19 protein-coding genes and 1 CRISPR repeat array are annotated in these 20,528 nt (G+C 36.9%); of the genes, 12 read left to right on the top strand and 7 right to left on the bottom strand.

What is annotated here, in order from left to right:
* The first annotated feature begins 4 nt into the window (after positions 1-4).
* The 8 genes from cas5 to V7O67_RS14420 all read left to right on the top strand — a co-directional run bounded on the left by cas5 (position 5) and on the right by V7O67_RS14420 (position 8,691).
* Positions 5-712 (top strand): CRISPR-associated protein Cas5, encoded by a 708-nt coding sequence (gene cas5, locus V7O67_RS14455; RefSeq protein WP_342304177.1) that lies wholly within the window; start codon positions 5-7, stop codon positions 710-712.
* Positions 684-2,978, top strand: coding sequence for a CRISPR-associated helicase Cas3' (gene cas3, locus V7O67_RS14450; RefSeq protein ID WP_342304178.1), 2,295 nt, complete (start codon positions 684-686; stop codon positions 2,976-2,978). The genes cas5 and cas3 overlap by 29 nt, the downstream gene beginning before the upstream one ends.
* A gap of 63 nt (positions 2,979-3,041) precedes the next feature.
* Positions 3,042-3,632: a CRISPR-associated protein Cas4 gene (gene cas4 / locus V7O67_RS14445; protein WP_342304179.1), complete on the top strand. Its 591-nt coding sequence runs from the start codon at positions 3,042-3,044 to the stop codon at positions 3,630-3,632.
* A gap of 30 nt (positions 3,633-3,662) precedes the next feature.
* Positions 3,663-4,673, top strand: a complete 1,011-nt coding sequence (gene cas1b, locus V7O67_RS14440) for a type I-B CRISPR-associated endonuclease Cas1b (protein WP_342304180.1) — start codon at positions 3,663-3,665, stop codon at positions 4,671-4,673.
* A gap of 1 nt (position 4,674) precedes the next feature.
* A complete protein-coding gene (cas2, locus tag V7O67_RS14435) occupies positions 4,675-4,938 on the top strand; it encodes a CRISPR-associated endonuclease Cas2 (protein ID WP_342304181.1) in 264 nt (87 codons plus the stop codon).
* Positions 4,939-5,132: 194 nt separating this feature from the next.
* A CRISPR array of direct repeats spans positions 5,133-6,624; the repeat unit is 30 nt; unit sequence GTTAAAATCAGACCTTAGAGGGATTGAAAC.
* 129 nt (positions 6,625-6,753) lie between these two features.
* On the top strand, positions 6,754-7,836 hold the full coding sequence (locus V7O67_RS14430; protein ID WP_342304182.1) for a hypothetical protein: 1,083 nt from the start codon (positions 6,754-6,756) through the stop codon (positions 7,834-7,836).
* Positions 7,833-8,003 carry a hypothetical protein gene (locus tag V7O67_RS14425; protein ID WP_342304183.1) on the top strand — a complete coding sequence of 57 codons (171 nt, stop codon included), beginning with the start codon at positions 7,833-7,835 and terminating at the stop codon, positions 8,001-8,003. The genes V7O67_RS14430 and V7O67_RS14425 overlap by 4 nt, the downstream gene beginning before the upstream one ends.
* A 229-nt stretch (positions 8,004-8,232) precedes the next feature.
* Complete coding sequence (locus V7O67_RS14420; protein ID WP_406670361.1) at positions 8,233-8,691, top strand: hypothetical protein; 459 nt, start codon at positions 8,233-8,235, stop codon at positions 8,689-8,691.
* A 1,096-nt stretch (positions 8,692-9,787) separates the two neighbouring features.
* Here V7O67_RS14420 and V7O67_RS14415 read toward each other — a convergent pair.
* The gene (locus tag V7O67_RS14415) at positions 9,788-10,186 is read right to left on the bottom strand and encodes a PEF-CTERM sorting domain-containing protein (RefSeq protein WP_406670360.1); all 399 of its coding nucleotides are present in this window, start codon (positions 10,184-10,186) and stop codon (positions 9,788-9,790) included.
* 419 nt (positions 10,187-10,605) lie between these two features.
* Between V7O67_RS14415 and V7O67_RS14410 the strand changes: the two genes are divergently transcribed.
* The 4 genes from V7O67_RS14410 to V7O67_RS14395 all read left to right on the top strand — a co-directional run bounded on the left by V7O67_RS14410 (position 10,606) and on the right by V7O67_RS14395 (position 13,936).
* Positions 10,606-10,785, top strand: coding sequence for a hypothetical protein (locus V7O67_RS14410; RefSeq protein ID WP_342304186.1), 180 nt, complete (start codon positions 10,606-10,608; stop codon positions 10,783-10,785).
* 905 nt (positions 10,786-11,690) lie between these two features.
* The gene (locus V7O67_RS14405; RefSeq protein ID WP_342304187.1) at positions 11,691-11,882 is read left to right on the top strand and encodes a PAS domain-containing protein; all 192 of its coding nucleotides are present in this window, start codon (positions 11,691-11,693) and stop codon (positions 11,880-11,882) included.
* Positions 11,861-13,621: an ATP-binding protein gene (locus V7O67_RS14400; RefSeq protein WP_342304188.1), complete on the top strand. Its 1,761-nt coding sequence runs from the start codon at positions 11,861-11,863 to the stop codon at positions 13,619-13,621. The genes V7O67_RS14405 and V7O67_RS14400 overlap by 22 nt, the downstream gene beginning before the upstream one ends.
* 210 nt (positions 13,622-13,831) lie before the next feature.
* Positions 13,832-13,936, top strand: coding sequence for a DUF1660 family phage protein (locus tag V7O67_RS14395; RefSeq protein ID WP_406670359.1), 105 nt, complete (start codon positions 13,832-13,834; stop codon positions 13,934-13,936).
* A gap of 366 nt (positions 13,937-14,302) precedes the next feature.
* Here the strand turns inward: V7O67_RS14395 and V7O67_RS14390 are convergent, their stop codons facing one another.
* From V7O67_RS14390 to V7O67_RS14365, 6 genes are all read right to left on the bottom strand, one after another.
* Entirely contained in the window at positions 14,303-14,869 is a 567-nt protein-coding gene (locus V7O67_RS14390) for a tyrosine-type recombinase/integrase (RefSeq protein ID WP_342304189.1), read from the bottom strand.
* Positions 14,870-15,229: 360 nt separating this feature from the next.
* A complete protein-coding gene (locus V7O67_RS14385) occupies positions 15,230-16,384 on the bottom strand; it encodes an ISH3 family transposase (RefSeq protein WP_342304190.1) in 1,155 nt (384 codons plus the stop codon).
* Positions 16,385-16,525: 141 nt separating this feature from the next.
* Positions 16,526-16,858 (bottom strand): hypothetical protein, encoded by a 333-nt coding sequence (locus V7O67_RS14380; protein ID WP_342304191.1) that lies wholly within the window; start codon positions 16,856-16,858, stop codon positions 16,526-16,528.
* Positions 16,859-16,867: 9 nt separating this feature from the next.
* Positions 16,868-17,467, bottom strand: a complete 600-nt coding sequence (locus V7O67_RS14375) for a CheR family methyltransferase (protein WP_342304192.1) — start codon at positions 17,465-17,467, stop codon at positions 16,868-16,870.
* 218 nt (positions 17,468-17,685) lie between these two features.
* Positions 17,686-19,773: an ATP-binding protein gene (locus tag V7O67_RS14370; RefSeq protein WP_342304193.1), complete on the bottom strand. Its 2,088-nt coding sequence runs from the start codon at positions 19,771-19,773 to the stop codon at positions 17,686-17,688.
* 237 nt (positions 19,774-20,010) lie between these two features.
* Positions 20,011-20,523: a chemotaxis protein CheW gene (locus V7O67_RS14365; protein ID WP_406670358.1), complete on the bottom strand. Its 513-nt coding sequence runs from the start codon at positions 20,521-20,523 to the stop codon at positions 20,011-20,013.
* Positions 20,524-20,528: the final 5 nt, after the last annotated feature.

The following is a 20,528-nucleotide window of genomic DNA, read 5'->3' as shown; positions in this document are numbered from 1 at the left end:
GATTGTGGATGCTATCCGACTTCATGTGCGAGGACTTCTAAACTCTTTCAGAGACCCGAATACACATAAAATCCATCGCACATTTCCTTTTCCTCCACGTACAACATTGATAGGACTTGCCGGAGCTGCACTTGGACTTCCTGAAGACACTATATGGCAGGAGTGCAATGACCTTAAAGTTGCAGTTGTAGACATATCCAAGAAGTCTGATATTGGTGGAATGGGAAAGGCTGAAGATCTTATAAAGTACAAGAAGTATAAGGACAGTAACATCGAAACAAGTATTTTTGTGCGTGAACTGCTTTATAAACCCGAATATCTGATATATTATACATCTGATGATGAAAATCATATAGATGAGCTTTATGGTTCTTTTCTGAATCCTGCATATGCCTTAAGTTTAGGGCGTGATGATGAAATAATCTCAATAAAGTCTGTTGAGAAAATAGATTTAAGCCCCGTAGATTCAGGTGAGTTTGGGGAAACGATCCTGCCTTTCAATCCAAAGGATGAGGGGTTTAAAATTGACATAACTAATCAAAAATACTTTGAACCATATAGTCTGGCAACGTTACCTTCTACATTTATTGTTAAGAATAATGTCAGACAACCTTCGGAGTTTAAGGTTTATGCATTTCTCAAGAACTTGAAAATACATCTTAGTAAACAAGGAGGGTTTACGGATGGCAGATATAACTTCTTCCTACTCTGATCTTAAAAATAATGAAGTGCTTGCCAAACTGAACCCTCAGCAATCTCTTCAGGAACATATTTCGGACTGTCTTTGTATCTTTAACAGATTCATAGCACATCGAAAGGAGGATGGTATAGAACTTGCAAAAAAAGCCCAGATAAGTGAAGAGCGACTTCTTAAAGGCTTATTTTATTGCGTTGCGTATCATGACCATGGGAAAGCAACACTACCTTTTCAGATGAAAATCAGGGGTAACAGTAATTCAAATTGTTCCCATTCTCTTGATTCTTTACCATTCATTGAATCACAGGTTAAAAATAATCCATTGTATGAAGAGATCCCCAAACTTCAACTGGAAACTTTGGTAGTAGCAAGTCATCATTCTCGTTTACATCCAGATAAGTTTTCTAAATGGCGTGCTAAAATGCCACCAAAGTATTATGATGACTGCTTGTCTGGTGTAGAAGGGTTCATCTGTGAGTCTTATTCTGCCACCTTTAATGAAGAAAAAACTGCAATTTTCTATCCTAAGCTCGATAAACCGAATTATTATATAGTAAATAAACAATTTTCACTTTTCAAAGATTTATTCCCTGATGATGGTGTGGTCCGTGATATCTTTTCATTTCTGAAAGCGGGAATGCATTACTGTGATTGGTGGGGCTCTGGCGTTCATCTCGATAAGAAATTCTATATTGATAATATCAAAGATCCTTTAAAGCAATCAACGCTTAAGAGGGTTCAGGACAAAGATAGTAAAAGTGGTTTTCTTCCTCGAAAGCAAATAATTTGGCATAATTTTCAAAAAAAATCTGGTTGTTTGAAAGGGGATGCATTTTTGGTAGCTCCTACTGGTTCAGGCAAAACAGAAGCAAGTTTATTGTGGGCACAAAATAATCTTGAAAATCACAGGCTTTTGTATCTACTTCCTACCATGACCACAACAAACAAAATGTGGGAGCGAATGGTCAACATTTTTGGATATGATAATGTTGCTCTTGTTCATGGAACTTCCAGATTCCTTTTGCATGGAGAACTGGATGATGATTACATAAACTTCAACTATAAAATGAAAGAGATGAGCTCTTTTCTTTATCCTGTCAATGTTTCCACGGTTGATCAGATGCTGTTCAGTCTATTCCATTCAAGCCAGTGGGAAACGAGGAATGATGCACTTCAAAACAGCCTGACCATCCTAGACGAAATCCATGCTTATGATCCCTATACTTTGGGATTGATAATAGAAGCCATGAAAAGAGCAGGACAAAGAAGCAAGTTTTGTGTAATCAGTGCAACACTTCCTGATATTATAAGGGAAACAATAGAAGTCGAAACTGGGAGAAAATTCTCTCATGTAGAGGATAAGCAATACAATAACAGAGTTAAGCTCTCCATTAACATTGAAGATGCAAAGATAGATGATTGTATTGAACAGGTCCTGTCCTCATTTAACAACGGGAAAAAGGTACTTGTTATTGCAAATACTGTTTCAAAAAGTAGTGCCATTTATAATAAGATTGTTGAAATGCTTGACGAATCACCTTTGTTTGTTGGGGAAAAAGAAACTCTTGATCAGGTACTTCTTTTTCATTCTCAGTTCATCTTCAATCATAGAAGAATCAGAGAAAACAAGTTAGAAAATCTGCCTGATGGTTCATTCATTGCAGTTACAACCCAGGTTGTCGAAGTAAGTCTTGACATTGATTTCGATGAGCTACATACCGAAGCTGCACCAATTGATTCACTAATTCAAAGGTTTGGTCGTGTTAATCGTAATAGACCAGAAGGCGTAATCTGTCCTGCGTATGTTTATGAAGTTGATTCTCCAAGGCCTTATACTGATATTGACATAATAAAGTTCAGTCTTGCGTTACTTGAAAGTGCAGGTCAGGAACCAAGTGAAGTGGTTTTAAGGGATTTAGTTAATCAATTGTATGACGATAGTTATTATTCAAAGATTGAGATGGGCTTACAGAAGGCAGAGTCTAAAGTCTACGATGTAATTTCTCAAAGACGTTATCTTTATACAGGTAAACTGTTTGATGACGATATTGCTGCTTACACGAGAGAATCCGATTACCCAACAGAAACGTGCATTCCCATTGAGTATCAAAAAGAAGTCGAGGAACTTGTTCCCCTTGAACGCATCGGATACCACATTCGTATTCCGAAATGGATGTATGATAAGAATAAGTATGAAACGAATGGTGAAATTCGATATATTTCTTTGCACTATGATTCATTAAAAGGTATTACACACAATACGCCTTTCTTATGTATTTAATTTACAAATTTCAGTAAACTCACTATAATAATTTTAAATATTAATCTCAAAAGCTCTGCACTCATGACAAACAACAATCCCACCACACCAAATACTACAAAAGCACCCAAAGATGAATATTCAACAACAGATCACCCTCTTTCCCCCACCATGAAAATAACCGGTGTCAAGATCAACTACTACCACATCTGCCACACCAAGCTCTGGCTTTTTTCCCACAATATCACTCTTGAACATGAACACGAAAATGTCAATATCGGCAAGGTGCTCCATGAAGAAAGATACAGCAAAAACAAAAAGGACGTTACTATTGACAACACGATCAGCATCGATTTTGTGAAGCAGCGTAATGGCATCATAGAATTACATGAGGTGAAAAAGACAAAAAAGATGGAGGATGCCCATCTACGGCAGATGCTCTACTACCTTTATTACCTCAAACGGAGAGGAATTGATGCGCAGGGTGTCATGAATTATCCTTTGCTGAACCAGACCAAAGAAGTGATATTGACATCGGATGCAGAGAAGAATATTGAAGAGGACATCAGGGGCATTGAAAGGATAGTCACTGGTAGAATGCCACATCCTAAACGCATACGAATATGCCAGAAATGTGCCTATTCCGAGTTCTGCTTTTGTGGTGATGGCGATTGATAAGATTTTGTCATTAAGATAATGGAGAAGATGGACACTATGCGAGCCGATTATTATATCCTGCAGGATGGTATTTTAAAGCGAAAGGAAAACACAGTTTACTTTGAAAACAAAGGCGAGAGACGCGTTTTACCTATAAACAAGATATATTCCATTTATGCATACGGAAAATTATCATTTTCATCGGGTGTTGTGTCATATCTTTCAAAGAACGGAATCCCCATACATTTTTTCAATTACTATGGTTTCTACGAAGGCAGCATGTATCCACGGGAGACGCTAATTAGTGGTGATCTTGTGATACAACAGGCAGCTCAGTATCTTGATGACGATAAGCGGATGCAGCTTGCAGGAAAGTTCATCGAAGGTGCATGTGGAAATATTCTTAAAAACTTGAAATATTATTCAAGGAGCAGAGAGGATATTCAGAAAAACATAGATTCATACATAAGTTCGATTGAATCGGAGATTCTTCGCCTTCCAGATGCCCATTCAATAGCAGGCATGATGAATGTAGAAGGACGAATACGCAATATATATTACAGTGCCCTGGATGAGATATTTCCTGAAGAATACAGGATTGTAACACGGACACGTCGCCCGCCAGGAAATAAGATGAATACGCTTATCAGTTTTGGCAATTCCCTGATGTATACAACAGTTCTTTCTGAAATCTACAATACTCAGCTTAATCCAACCATTTCATATCTACATGAACCTTTTGAGCGTCGTTTTTCACTTGCACTTGATGTTAGTGAGATCTTCAAACCTATCATCATTGACAGGATTATATTAAAACTTGTGAATAAAAATATGCTGGATGACAACTGCTTTAGAGGAGAGATTGGGGATATGCTGCTGAGTGATAAAGGGAAGAAGATATTTTTAAAAGAGTACAATGACAAATTAGGCACTACTATCAAGCATAAAGGTTTGAAGCGTAATGTATCGTATAAGCGTCTCATTAGGCTGGAGCTTTACAAGTTATCAAAGCATGTGCTTGGTGATGAAGTGTATAAGCCACTTGTGATGTGGTGGTGAAATGTATGTAATTGTTGTCTATGATATCGGTGTGGAGCGTTTAAACAAAGTGCGAACTTTTCTAAAACAGTATCTAAACTGGGTTCAGAATAGTGTTCTTGAAGGTGAATTAACAAAAGCAGAGTACATGAAAGTCTATTCTTATCTGAAACAGATAATCAACGAAGATGAAGATAGCATTTTCTTTTACCGTGTGAGAGATAAAATGTATCTAGGTTTTGACGAACTAGGTAGTCGGCCAGCAGAAATTGATACCATAATATGAGATCATTCGTGGATATATATAAAGGGAGGGACAGATAAACGAACCACGAAAATATGTGTGATTAATTTAGTTGTAGTAAATGGTTTTTAATAGTAGCTAGTTAATTGTTAGTTATTAAAAACACCATCAATATAGATGCAAGTTGATTTTCAATAGACAGTAACTGGTGGTTGAAATATGGACAAATCGGCTTGGTTAAAATCAGACCTTAGAGGGATTGAAACGAAGACAACACCACTTATTATTTGGGATATACAAATGGTTAAAATCAGACCTTAGAGGGATTGAAACTTGGAATGCGCAGGGACATCACCACAAAGCCGTTCGTTAAAATCAGACCTTAGAGGGATTGAAACGATTTTGATACGGAAAGGATCACATTCCATCTTGAGTTAAAATCAGACCTTAGAGGGATTGAAACGAAGATAGCAGCAGATAAAAAGAACTTGCTTGATATGTTAAAATCAGACCTTAGAGGGATTGAAACATTTACAGGGACCATTGCAGACATTCACATTGACACCGTTAAAATCAGACCTTAGAGGGATTGAAACCGACGATTGGATATATAGTCAGATGTCCGCAGCAGGGTTAAAATCAGACCTTAGAGGGATTGAAACCCTGTTATGTTGGAGCCACCGACACCCACCTTGAAACGGTTAAAATCAGACCTTAGAGGGATTGAAACACCGTTCAGGAAGAGGAAGAAGAAACAGATACAGAAGGTTAAAATCAGACCTTAGAGGGATTGAAACGACAATCTCCGGCTAGGCTCAGATTCGCGCTGTAATGTTAAAATCAGACCTTAGAGGGATTGAAACACTTCTACATTTATTGTATATGGGGCTACTGAAATATCGTTAAAATCAGACCTTAGAGGGATTGAAACTTATCAATTATAATATAATTTTCAAACCGGATATCAGTTAAAATCAGACCTTAGAGGGATTGAAACATTATTCTAGTATTATCAGCAAAATCAACAGTGCCATGTTAAAATCAGACCTTAGAGGGATTGAAACTAGAATCAGCAATGGCACTCGGTGGAACGATGCTTCGTTAAAATCAGACCTTAGAGGGATTGAAACTACTCATCAGCATGGTAGACATCATTAATCCACAATGTTAAAATCAGACCTTAGAGGGATTGAAACATTCGTGTGAAGTGTACCGTCGGCGGTGCTTGCAATATGTTAAAATCAGACCTTAGAGGGATTGAAACATTGAATTATTAATATACCCTTCTTTGCTTGCATGGGTTAAAATCAGACCTTAGAGGGATTGAAACCACGGATGCCCGGGTCCATTTGCTTAAGGTCGTTCAGGTTAAAATCAGACCTTAGAGGGATTGAAACGATTGAACACAAAGATATTGATTATCCTGGTCTTATGGTTAAAATCAGACCTTAGAGGGATTGAAACTATCTAACAACTTCCTGGTTGGCGGTGTCATTAATGGTTAAAATCAGACCTTAGAGGGATTGAAACTTTTATAAAATTAATAATGTGTTCTCCGTTCGTCTGTTAAAATCAGACCTTAGAGGGATTGAAATGAATAAGATACCACTATAGGATAATTGTAATCCTCAGTTAAAATCAGACCTTAGAGGGATTGAAATGCATACAAATGTCAGTGATGTTCTGATTGAAAACAATGTTAAAATCAGACCTTAGAGGGATTGAAACAACGATGTGCCTTCGTTTTGCCTCCCCTAGATGATATATTATCCTTTGATTCTTTCTCTAGGAATCCAATTGTTCTTACTATTTAAACAACATAAAAAATATCTGTCATTAAAAAAACATACATTTTCCATGCCTAAAAGGAGAAGGAAATCTAAAAAGGATGTGTCACTGGATAGTGTAATGTTTAAGCATTCCATGAGGTCACCAAAGTCTAAAGAAATGGATCTGTCTTTGACCGCTGTAAATACGTTTAGTCCTGATAATGAAGATGGACTAAATAAATGGTATGCACAACCAAACAGATATGATATCATAGGAATTGATGACAATCCTAAAAGAAAGTCCCATCCATCAAAGAAGGCAAAAAAATCTCTGAAACAAAAAGTATCATCTACTATCCATAAATCCACACCATTAAAGAAAAAAGAACCTGGTAATGATTGGAGTGTAGTATCTCCTAACCGTAAATTGCCAAAAGAACTGAATAATGCATCCGATAATTTCAGTCCCTATGAGCACAATATTCTACGAGATAAAGTGACATATGGAGTAGAAACTAAAAGAGGAGCAGCAGGTTTTCACATATATGATGCGCGTACAAATACCAGTCAAATCAGGATTTCAGGTAGATCTTTGCGGGATAAACACGAAGCAAACGATGTTCTAACTCATGAGATGGTCCATGCTCTAAGAGCAATGGATACGCGCAGAAAGGGGATGTTGCAGCGATATCAGTACATAGGGGCAGACATTGATTTAGAGGAAGCAGCAACTCACAGTGAAACGACAGCCAGACTCAAAAAAGATACAATTCCGCTTGTAAAAAATCCAGCTTATTATGCTGCTGTCAGAGATCCAAAATACCCACAAAGCAGAATTGAAGACAAAAAAACATTAACAGGCAATAAACAGCATGTAATTGGAGAACCTGTCTTTAAAGTAATGGACGATAACTTCTGGGACACTCATTTAAGCAAGATGGCTAATCGCTGGCGTGGTCATGGATTTAGAGGCAGAGAAGAGCTTGTAGATCAATACTTTAAAGTCCAGGATAAGAAAACAAAGAGAATACAATATGTCCATGCATATAACCCCGATATGAGTATGTCTGAAAGACAAACAGCTCAAGAAGTTGAGCAATTGGACGGAGTAAAAGGGGATGATACTGTTTGGGCATACAACGATGGTAAAATAAAGAAGGTGATAAAATGAATAGAGTTTGTACTACCTGCAGTCACATTGTTGATCAGGAATGGGTTGAAAAATGCCCCAAATGTGGTGGAATATTAGAACCATACAATCCTGATGTACATGTCAATTATGCTGAAATTGATATAGATCCAGACTATGAAACTGCGAAATCATGGAGATCAGATTAAAATTCATAATTGTACTATCTATTAGTTCCACCCTGCCAATCTTCTCCGGATCTCCATCTTCTCACCATCCGTGAAAGGCAAGCCCTGGTAATGCATCATTGATGTCAAACAATCATGTTCCTAGCGTAGACAGATTACATTAAGTGTGATAATTCCTACAACCCATAATAAAGGAAGAAGTTGAACATAAAAAAGATTTAAATGTAGGCATATATAATATATTATTGCTATGGAAAAGAAGATACGAAAATATAACTACTACCCAATCACCTCAATTGATTATTATTCTAGTTTATCAATATCTTTAACCATAGTTTTGTGGGCATTTTATATTGTTTTTTATTATGTAGAATTTGGACCGCAAGAATTTCTGTGGAGGTGGAGAATGGGCTCAATCTCTGTAAGCATTATTACAATTATCTTTCTGATTTGGAGATGGCATTTCTTCCATGCTCTATGTACACGAAGCGTTGATGTCATTGGATATATTTATTCAGCAAATGCATTCGTGAGTGGTGGTTCAAGAGTTGAGTACAAGTATGAATTTCAGGGTGTGAAGTACTTGAGAGGAAATGCATTAACACAGAAGGTATTTTTTAATCATGAATTTCATGAAGGCGATGAAGTAGTCCTCCGAGTTGATCCAAAGAATCCCAAAAGAGCAGTAATAAAAGAACTCTATTTTTGATTTGTTATTTCAGTACAATTCATAATATGACAGAGTTTCCCAAACCGCCAAGTAAAGGAATAATGTGAATAAACCATAATCAAGAAAAGTGGTCACAACATAACATTATTTAATTTTTTCCCATAAATTAAAATGAGAAACTATTAATATTAGAGTAACTTGTGAGAGAGTGAGGCATGTGAGCTATTTATGTATTTAATACGTACCACTCCCCCAATAACCCCATACTACATGCCTCTAATAACGTCTTTTCTTGTTTTATTATCTAATCAGGAATAAATCATATTAATTTCGGCTTTTCTGTCTATGAAAACACTGTGCAATAAAAAATAAATGGTAACTATTCAGCCTACCACAATTAGCCTATTGATACTGATTTAATCAAAACGGAGATGTTTGCTCACTAACAACCTAAGAATCAAAAAAGCAATCAATGGCAACAATCAAAATTAATGATCCTAATAAAATGTAGGTCTCAACTTTTTGTCAAGATTGCTATTGATAGTGTTTTTATCAGGCTGAATAGTTACAAGAAATGATTATATGCAAGGAGTGTAAACAATTGATATGGGTTAGGGAGTGACTCATCAGGTTTAGAGAAGAGGGATCAATGAGGGTGAGAAATAAGATGTCTCTTCCCTAAACTACTTTTTCTTTTCCGTGTAATGAGTCGTCGCTCAGTCGTGGCTTCATTCTAAGCATGTCAGTCCAAAGGTAACTAGCACTTTGTGAAAAAGCGATTTCACTTCAGGCCGAATTTGCCAAGTAAAGGAAGCTATTTTCCTTGCAATTGAAATTCCTAAACCGCCAAGAATAGGAAGTAAGTGGTGAGGATAAGCATAAACAACATCAGGCGGCACTTACCGTTCACACATATTGAGACAGGTATTGCACTGTAGGTGACAGGTGTTGTTGCCTAATTCCCATAATTAGGGAAACATTTCCATTAGCATTTCAAAAAACGTTTTTTCCTTTTTAAGCACATTCATCCAAAATATTTTATTATCCAGGTTTGTGTTATTGAAAAGATGAGAATATGATAATAGATAAAACATGAATTTAACAAAAAAAGTAAAAAAAGAACCTTGATCTTCACTTAATCTCTTCTGCGTTGGAACATAAATGCCAGTCCGAGTACTGCAATTACTGGAAGTGCAATTGTTGGGAACTCTGGGATATCTCCACCTTCTGGAATCCAAGTTTTGGATACTGTTGTACTACCTATAAGTGCTCCACTTGAATCTGCTACACTTACTAAAATAGTATCTTCTCCAACGGCTGTTCCAGTGTAGCTAAACGCGACTACCTTAGTTGAATCGGCGACTTTAACAGCACCATCTGTGTTTGCACCTTGTACATCAAACGTCACGATGTTGCCCGGATCAACATCCTTCACTGTAATCGTATGCACAGTGTTCACAGGATTTATGTCGCTTAGCGGTTCTACTACAGGAACATACTGTGGTGGTGCAATTGCAGTACCCCCTGCGAACATTAGCATAAATATCAAAAATATTCCAATACAAATTATCGAATTATGTTTACTCATTTAGATTCCCCACAGATTCATACAAAATCTGAGTTTATATATGTGGTTTATATTTGCTTTATAATGCAATATGCTCTTTGTGAAACTATAATTCTAAACATTGCTACTTACAAAGTTGCCACTTTTAGCTATTGCCCATTGAATAAACTACAGATATTCATCTATCATTTTGTATGAAATCCTATTGAAATTAACACCATAATAATGGCTAATTTTTGCTGGGTTTCCAGCTACGCCAATTAAAGGAAATCGTGATTAAAAGGCACTGGTTTTCTTTTATTCTAGACATGGGTGGTCACCTACATTTCCAATTCTTTAAACATGTGGGTGCTTCCTCTGTCCCATAATAAAGGAAGGTGTAAACGATGGAATTTGAAGAAATTAAAACGGATGATATTAAACTGAAAATGACACTCTCATCATCTGAACTGAGAGAAATTCAAAATTGGAGGGATGAGCTTATGGAATCAATTCCTCCTGAAAATAAGTTCGGCGGACTAGTAAATATGCTGACTAATATATTGATTGCAACTGATGCAGAGTGACTAAACCCCATAATAAAGGAAATGTAAGTATGGTAGTTCTGGATCCCAAATCCAAGTGTGGGTATAGATTAACAGAAAGAGATCTCCGCAAATGCTCCACATGTGGTAGGCTGAGATATTGGTATATCACGGTTGATAATTGGGATCCATTCTCCTATCATTATGATAAGTGCATGGAATGTGGATCCCATTACAAAGCTGTAGTAGCACAATCTATGCTTTTGCAGTTTGCCTAGATCCCATAATAAAGGAAGTTGTGAGAAGTGGAAATAATAGAAGAAGCTACATAAAATTGAAATCTTGTTGTGCTTATTGGAATAATTATGATTTAAAAGGGGACAGACACCGATAACCATTGTCGGTGCCTGGTGGTACAGTATCCTAAGCTAGTTAAGAATACATTTAATTCTTTTTTGTTCATGGCTTATAGAATATGCGAAACATTGTTTCTTAGAAATCATTAGAAGTAAAAAGGATAACACCAACTAAAGTGTGGTAGATTGAATAAATAATCCGACTTAGTATGCTACTATTTGCATTTTTGAGTGAGGCTTGTTTTGCTCATATTTCCAAGTTCAATACTTCGTTAAATTTAACTTCATAAGACCACCAAATCAGAAAGAAGAAAATTATGATCTCAGCAGATGGCCTCCAAATACATGATTCATTTCCGAGTAGTTTATTTATATACTATTACGCATATATATATAGCATGTGCATTTTCCACACATTACTAAACAAGGTTTTAAGCCCAACACATTTCCTGTCGGAGTAGTTGTATGGATAATAATATCAATTCACATATAGGCCTATTTGAAGAGGTAATATCGCATAGTCCTTCTGTTCTTTTTTTGTGGAGAGCTGAAGAGGGGTAGCCTATCGAATTTGTTTTGGATAATGTCTCTATGTTTGGATATTCTGCGGATGATTTTCTCACAGGGAATGTGAGATATGCAGATATTATACATCCTGGTGACCTGGAGCGTGTTTCACAAGAGGTTGAACTTAATTCCGAAAAAGGACTGGACAATTTTAACCAAGAATATAGGATAATATCTGATAACGGTGATATCACATGGATAACAATATATCGATAGTGAAGCGAAATACCGATGGCGAAATAACTCATTATCAAGGTATCATTCCGGACATATCTGATAGGAAAAAAATGGAGAAATTATTGAGTGACTCTGAGCAAAGGTATCATTCAATGCTCGAGAACATCAATGATGGTGTAGTGGTTATTCAGGATGGGACCGTTATAATTGTGAATCCTCAGTTTGCAGGAATGATTGGATATAAGGCTGACGAGGTGATTGGAATGTTCTACCTTGATCTGGTCGCTCCTTCCCATATGGAGCTTGTGCGCAGCAGACACAACAAACGTCTGGAAAAAAATACAACGTGTCCTTCCAGTTATAAACTGGTTTTGATAAGTAAACATGGTGATGAAGTACCTGTTGATATAAATGCTTCATATATTGAACATGCGGGCAAGTCTGCTACCATCAGTATAATAAGAGATATTACCCAGAGAAAAAGGGATGAAGAAAAGATAAATCGTAGTCTTGAGATCCAAAAGGCACTTGCTTTGGTCTCATCTACGCTTTTAACCTCATCAGATATTGAAAAGGCAATAAATATCTCTCTTTCCTGCATCGGCAATTTATGTGGTGCAAGTCGAGCATACATTTTTTTATACGATGAAAATGGCAAGCACATGTCAAACACCCATGAATGGTGTGCCGATGGTGTAGTTCCCCATAAGGTCGATCTTCAGGAATTGCCAATGCATACCTTTCCATGGTGGATGCAACAACTTTCCAGCGGGGAAATGATACATATCACCAATGTCGATGATATGCCTCTTGAAGCATCTGCAGAAAAAGAGATCCTTGAAATGCAGAATATCAGTTCTTTATTGGTACTTCCTCTTTTAATTGGCAAAAGAACAAGCGGTTTCATTGGTCTGGACAATATCATAAATGTCGGTTCCTGGAGTCGGGAGGATATAGCTATCATGGGCACTGTTTCCCATTTGTTATCTAATTCCATTGAGAATGATATGAAAGAGGTCCAGCTTGCTGAAAATGCTCGCGAACTATGGAACGCAAATGTGGAGCTAAAGAGGACAGCAAAGGTGAAAGATGCATTTTTAGCTAACATGAGTCATGAACTGAGAACACCTTTAAATTCGATTATAGGTTTTTCAAGTGTACTTCTATCCGGAATTGCCGGAGTGATGAATGATAAAGAGGTTCGCTATCTCAATCATATATCCAATTCTGGCAAACACCTACTTGAGATCATTAATGATATTCTTGACATATCAAAGGTTGAATCTGGAAAAATGGAACTCATTTATGAGAAGGTATTTGTTTCAGACATTATTGGATCGGTAATTAATATTGTATCCCCTATGGCGGATAAAAAACAGATAAATTTAAATTGCGACATCAACCCGATTGGAATATCGGTCGAAGCTGATCATGTTCGTTTTAAGCAGATCGTTTCTAATCTGGTAATCAATGCTATTAAATTTTCCGATGAAAGAAACGATGTATCAATTATTGCGAAAAGGGAAGGAGACCTGCTCAATATTTCGGTAGCTGACACTGGCATCGGAATTACTCAGGAGGACCAGCCTAAACTTTTCAAGCCATTCCAGCAACTGGACTCTTCAAACTCCCGCAAATATGAGGGCACGGGCCTTGGTCTTGCACTTGTTAAGGATCTTGTGGAATCACATGGCGGGCATATATGGGTTGAAAGTGAACCGGGCAAAGGAAGTATCTTCACTTTCAGTATTCCCATAAAGAGGAAGTGTGATGCATAGTAGCTCCTGATATACGTTAGTTTTTGAGCCATTTATATATCAATAGTATTATGATTGCGATAAAAAGAAATCCACTACTCGCTGCCATTACAACTTTAATTATGTAATCTGGATTATTTAGTGCCATGCTTTGCCAAGTCATAATTTGCAGATGGTTGTATACTTTTTTAAGGGAATCGTGTCTTTAACCTAAACTGCCAAGTAAAGGAAATGAGTGTCGTGTGGTGCAAAATCTTAGGCCATAAATGGATTAAGCAACCTAATAATGATGATGCATATTATAGATGTGTAAGATGTGGAAAAGGGATTTTATAGAGCCATGGAAGTCCTGAACTGTTAAGTTATGCAATTAGTAACACTTTTGCGATTTCCAAGGACATACTGCAAAAGTGCTATTTTCCTTTTATACTATCTCGGTTTTTGTGTTATCTGTAAGAGGTGCGGAAAAATATTTCCTATTAGTTTGACTAATCGGAAGGTAACTATTCAGCCTGATAAAAACGCTATCAATAACAATCTTGACAAAAAGTTGAAACGTAAATTTCATTAGGATCATTTATTTTGATTGTTGCTATTGATTGCTTTTTTGATTGTTAGATTGTTAGTGAGCAGACATCTCTATTTCGATGAAATCAGTACCAATAGGCAAATCGTGCCAGGCTGAATAGTTACATCGGAAGCTTAATTCCACCCTGCTAACCGTCTCTTTATTTCCACCTTCTCACCATTCGTGAAAGGTAAGCCCTGGTAATGAAGCATAGATGTCAAACTATCATGTCCCTGACGTAGACAGATTACGTTAATTGGAATCTCTGCAGTGATCATCCAGGACTCTATACTTTTCCTGGTGGTTTTGCTACTCAACCCTAACGAGTTCAGTCCGGATTTATCAGCCCATCTCAAAAGGTTCTCATTCCAGGCAGATCTTGAAGGAGGTTTTTTATTCTTGAAGAAATAGTCCAGGACATTCTCCAGCTGGCCAGGGATGGGATGCACATACCTTTCAAGCTGTTTTCGTTTGGCCTTCTTCTGGGCTTCCTCTGGAAGATGGATTGTCTTGCGGATTTTCCACCACCACTCAGGATGATTGTGCAACCTCTGGACTTCCACGTATCTCATTCCAGACCAGAAGCAGACATCAAAGATAGTTTTAAGATACATCTGAGGGATATTATCCCTTAGTTGATCTATCTCATAAGGTCCTAGGACTCTTACACCATTGACCAGGATAGGTTCTGTTTTTATCATGCTGTTTTATTAAAACAACAAGATTCTATTAATTTTTATGGTTCTAACCGGGGAGATATCTCTGGATCCTGCAGTAAAATCTTGTCGTTATAGGATAAAATAGCAAGGTAAAAGATGATTGTCTGAAGTTTTTAATTCCCATAATAAAGGAAATGGTGCCGTGATTGATTGGGCTAAAGCAAATTATTATGATAAAGATTGTTATCCATATTGTGATAATTTTCCTGTAGAGTCACACCGAAAGTTGCCTAATTTCCACAGTAATAGACAAAAGGCGATGTTTAAAACTGCGCTCTTTCTTCTTCGACAATTTCAGTAGTTCGCTAGTTTTCCCTCCCTATTGCTTTTATCGCAATCATTCTACCTCAAACACTGCACAACTAACTGAATCTTCAACTTTCTTCTAAGCCATTCCTCAACAAACAGGATAAACCTATCAAACCTAAATTTGTCCTCATCAATAGTTATTGGACCTGGTTTTACTATAGTGAAATGCTTTTTCTGAAGGCAGAGCCATGCATTTCTGAGCAGGAACGATATTAACGCAAAGAAGTACCTGAAAGTAACGTTTCTTGTTGACGTTTTTGGTTTTACGATATTTCGCATCCTGTACGATGATTCGATAGCAAACCGTCTTCTGTAGACTGTGCTAACCTTTCTGGGATCCCACTTAATACCATAAACTACAAAACCAAGGTCCTCACATCTATTTTTGCCTCTTTTACCTTTCAGATACTTGACGTCAATAACAATATCTAACCGAACTTTTTTCTTCTGAGCATTCTTCATAACATATTCAGCATATCTCGCCTTTCTCCCGATCAGTAATTGCTTGATCTCTTTTCCCTTTCGTACTACAGGTGTGATATGAGGAATTTCGTTGTTCTGTAAGAATTCAAACACATCAACTGAATAGAACTCTCTATCTAAACAAAGGACTTTGATGTTGAAGTTTAGATACCTGATTATATCTGTGAAATAGGTGAGATAATCGACTTTTGTTTTGTTCTTTTCAACAGGAAGGATAGCGATAGTGTATCTTTCGTTCTTGTTTATGATAGACAGGGAAACATACGAATAAAAAGAGTTTGTTGACTTTTTGGCCTGACTGCGTATCACATAGTTTTCATTGGACGAGTCTATTGTTCCGTAATAAGGATCATTGGTAAAATCAATAGCGAATTCATACTTTTTCTCAGGTCTCAGATTACTTATTGGACCTTGAAGTAGGATACTTTCATTTACCCGGATAAGCTCTTCAAGATTTATTTTTTTAAGATGATGTCTTAAAGATGTTTCACAAGGAATCTCTTGGTAGTGTTTTGATGCGGAATGAACTGAACTATTATCCACTGCCATGCATATGGCAGTGTAAAACAGGTCTTTACGGTCAAGTGAACCATTGATCTTGATGTTGATATGATCAGCAAGAGGTTTTAGAACAGTTTCAATACATTGTTTTGGTCTTAATTCAACTCCAGAATTGGTCCTTGAATTGGATGGTAGAAATGACATAGGGCGGCGTTTTCGCCGCATATAAAACTATCGCAGAGCATTGGTGAGGTTTAGTAGTAAAAATTAGCGAACTACTGAATTTGGCTTCAATCACTATACAAAAGATACTACCTACCGGGATTAAAGTATTGTACTAAAAAGTCATTTTCCAGAAAATATGTAAGAGCCATCACCACAATTCACAAACCCTAATTTTTCCCAGAAACCAATGGCCTTTGGTCTTACTCTGTCAGCAATGATGATGTTAAAATTATTTTTGAATACCTCTATCGTTTTTCTTCCATAGTGATTACCTTCAAACTCCGGAAATATTGTTATTGAGTGAATAGTCAGAACATCATTATTGACACTACCCCGGACCTTTCCCACTCTAATCCCTTTGCGATCGATGTTCAACCAACTGTGTTTAGAGCCTCTAACAGGTGGAAGCAAATTAAATGAAAGGTCATCAGGCATCATTAAACATCCTTTCAATTACTGGCTTCACTGAACTTTGCGATACAATTGTGCGTTAGCAACAACTGGTTCGAAATAGTCCTGAAGCTCAGTTGGTATCTTCTGAGTTTGTTCAGTTGCTAAATAACCCTCATCTAAAGAATCGTAGAACATCTTAAGAACGTCCATCCTCTCCTTTTCGTTGAAATGCAAAAGAACATTCTTACACAAAATAAGATTGAGGCTAGTTCTTATAGGTTTCAGGTCCAGAAGGTCATTTTTGGTGAATTCCACACTTTTTCTGATCTCTTCTGAAATTATGAAATGATCTGGTTCATCTGACGGTGAAAAATATTTGTTGAATAAAGGTTCGGGTATTCTCTGCACCATTTCCCTGGGATATATTCCTTTTTTAATTATATCTCCAAAAAGATTACTATTATCTATATCTGTGGCGTGTATCCTGACATTTCTGAAGATTATACCCATATTCTCTCTCAATATGATTGCCAGGGAATAGGGCTCCGGACCCATGGCACAGCCTGCATCCCATATATGTATGTATCTTCTGCTCCTGAGTTCTGGAATTACATAATCTTTTACCATTTCTAGTGTTTGCATATCCCTGAAAAAGTAAGTAAAAGCCATGATTTCATCTCCTATAAATAAACATAATATATCGGCTCTGTAGAAAACCTAATTAAATCGACATCAATCGAGCAAAAACCTGTCGTTATAGAATAAAATAACACTCCTTTCTTGGAAGCTTTTGTTAAGATTATACGTGTGTGCTTGTTTAGACTGTCTTCAATAATCAACACATGTATCATGATCCCCATTATTATATACCGTTTTTTATAATTCACTCATTCATCACATTTTTGATTCGGAATACTAAATGTAAAAGTACTTCCTTTTCCTTCTTCACTTTCCACCTTAATCTTTCCACCGTGCATTTTCACAAATTCATTTGCAAGTGTGATTCCCACACCTATACCCCTGTATTTTCTTTTATTCGATGCATCAAGCTGTTTAAAAAGAGTAAATATCTCTTCTTGTTTATTTTTAGGAATTCCAATTCCTGTATCTGAAACTGATACTTGAAAAACATTACCAATCTGTTCGGTAACAACTGAGACATTGCCATTATCGGGAGTAAACTTTATGGCATTGCTGAGTAATTTACACATGATTTGTTTGAACTTTGACCTATCAGCAAATATTACCCCATCATGTATCTTTATATTAAGATTAATGTTTTTCTCGATTGCCCGTGGAAACATCAATGTTTGGATTTCATCAAATATTTCCAGAATGAGCAATTCTTCACAGTCAAGTTCCATTTTGCCGGCTTCAACTTGTGATATATCCAAAAGATCATCAATCAGTTTGCAAAGCTGGTTGCCACTTTTGTTGATGTAGTTGACAAATTCAAGCTGCTTTTCGCTCAATCCGTCGGACATCTCCATGCTCAATAAATCTGAAAAACCGATTACGGCTGTAAGAGGAGTATGCAGTTCATGGCTCATATTTGCTAAGAACTCTGATTTAGTGCGAATTGCTTCATCAACAAAGATTTTGGCTTGAACAATAGCCATTTCAGCCTCCCTGCGCTCGGTGATGTTGGTCAAATTCCATATAAGTCCAATAATTTCACCGGAGTGACTCGTGTAAGGAACGGAATTCACTATGCAGGAGATTTCTAATCCATCATCCAATTTTTTATCTATCGTATATTCATATTTGTACTGCGGCTTGCCTTTGATAACCAGAGCCATAGGGCAGTTGGGTGTACGGCAGAAAGGCCCCTTACATATGTCGTAGCACTTCTTGCCTATCAAATTTTCCATTTCCATGTGGATGTAATCACAAAATATGTCGTTAACCATAAGTATGTTGTAATCTTTGTCACACATGCACAATGGCGCAGTAGCATTGAATATCTGCTTGAAATCAGCGCGTGCTTCGCGAAGCGCTTTCTCTAAACTATCCTGCGTGGAAATGTCTCTGAATTCTGCAACCCTTACTTTATTTCCCATGTATGTCATCTGTTTTGCTCCTACTATGAGTGGATGTTCTGTGCCATTTTTGTGAAGTCCATTTACTTTATAAGATTTTTCATAACCGGAGCGTATGTTTTGTATTACTATATTACGGTACTCTTCTGCTATCAGCAACATTACATCCATTCCGATTAATTCTTCAATCGTATACCCCGATATTTTGGAAAGAGCTTGATTGCAGTCCACAATAATTCCCTTGTCGTGAATAACAATTCCGTTCGAAAATGCAATATTGAATGCTTTAAATCGATCATCTTTCTCTTTCAGCATCTTTACCATCTGCTGGCGAAGAATTGTTTCACCAATAGCATCAGCTACAACCCTGAGAAGATCGATATCCTTCTTAAACCATTGCCGAACTTCTACACAATCATCAAACCCTATAAAACCCCAAAGAGATGACCCACAGAAAATTGGCAGGATCATGGTCGAAAGAATACTCTGCTCTGCCAAAATCATTCTATCTTGATCATCGAGCTCCGATGTAGCATGTGCATAATGCTGTCTTGACTGTAAAGTAGGAAGAAGTGTTGTCAATCCGTGACTATAAGGTAGATGTTTCAGAACAGGGTTATCTATTTGCGGCATGATTCCTTCAGTAACGACTTCACATATCTGTGACATGCAAATACCCAATCTATTGTCTTCTTCGTTTTGAAAAATATACGACCTGCTATTCCCCATAGCATGATGCATTATCTCCAGAAGCTCGGGGAAAATTGCATCTATGTTCGTGGACTCAAGTAAAATACGCATACATTGTATTGTCGTTAGCTCATACTCTTCCCTTCTTATTTTAGCACACTGATGATCGGTGGTATTGTGACTAATACTCCCCAATGCAACATGATTCCCAACTTCACCACAAATCGGGTAATTTCTTTGTAGCATATTTATCAACTCATTTTGAATAAGTAAATATGTAAATAGCAAATGATTTTTTGAACAATTTCGATGTCATACCAAGTTTAAATACTAAAAAAAAGGCTCTGTAGAAATCTTCAATATCGGATACTAATTCAATGAAATATACTATGGGATGCGTTATTCAACATTGAAATCTAATCTCAGTTTCAATCTACACATGTTGATTTTGATAAGTCTTCGACATCGTCACAAAAAATAAGATTATGCAGGAACTGATCCCGCATTTTCTAAATGACTAATTTGTACTTTTTGTTCTTCAGTGAATACTTTATTAATGTCAAGCAATATTAACAATCTTTCATCGATTTTGCCAACACCTTCTATGTATTTTTCACTAATCTTCGAGGTGATTATTTCAGGTGCTGACTCGATGTTTCCGACAGGTATTCGTAAAACTTCAGTCACAGCATCTACAATCATCCCGGTGACGATATCTCCAATTTCTACAACTACTACACGAGATTGATTATTGATTTCTTCATGTGAAAGATTGAATCTGGTTGCAAGATTAATTACCGGAAGTACATTACTTCGGAGATTTATGATACCTTCTACATAATCAGGTGCCCGAGGGATTTTGATAATATTTGGTATTCGAATAATTTCCTTGACATTTGATATAGGTATACCATATTCTTCTTTTGAAAGTTGACAAATAACAAGTTGAAGCAGCTCTCCTGTAGAGCTGCCGCCATTTATTGTTGATTCTGACATTTAGA

This window comes from Methanolobus sp. ZRKC4 (assembly GCF_045291305.1).
In the GTDB taxonomy this organism is placed as follows: Archaea; Halobacteriota; Methanosarcinia; order Methanosarcinales; family Methanosarcinaceae; genus Methanolobus.
This window is presented reverse-complemented; position numbering and strand designations above follow the sequence as displayed.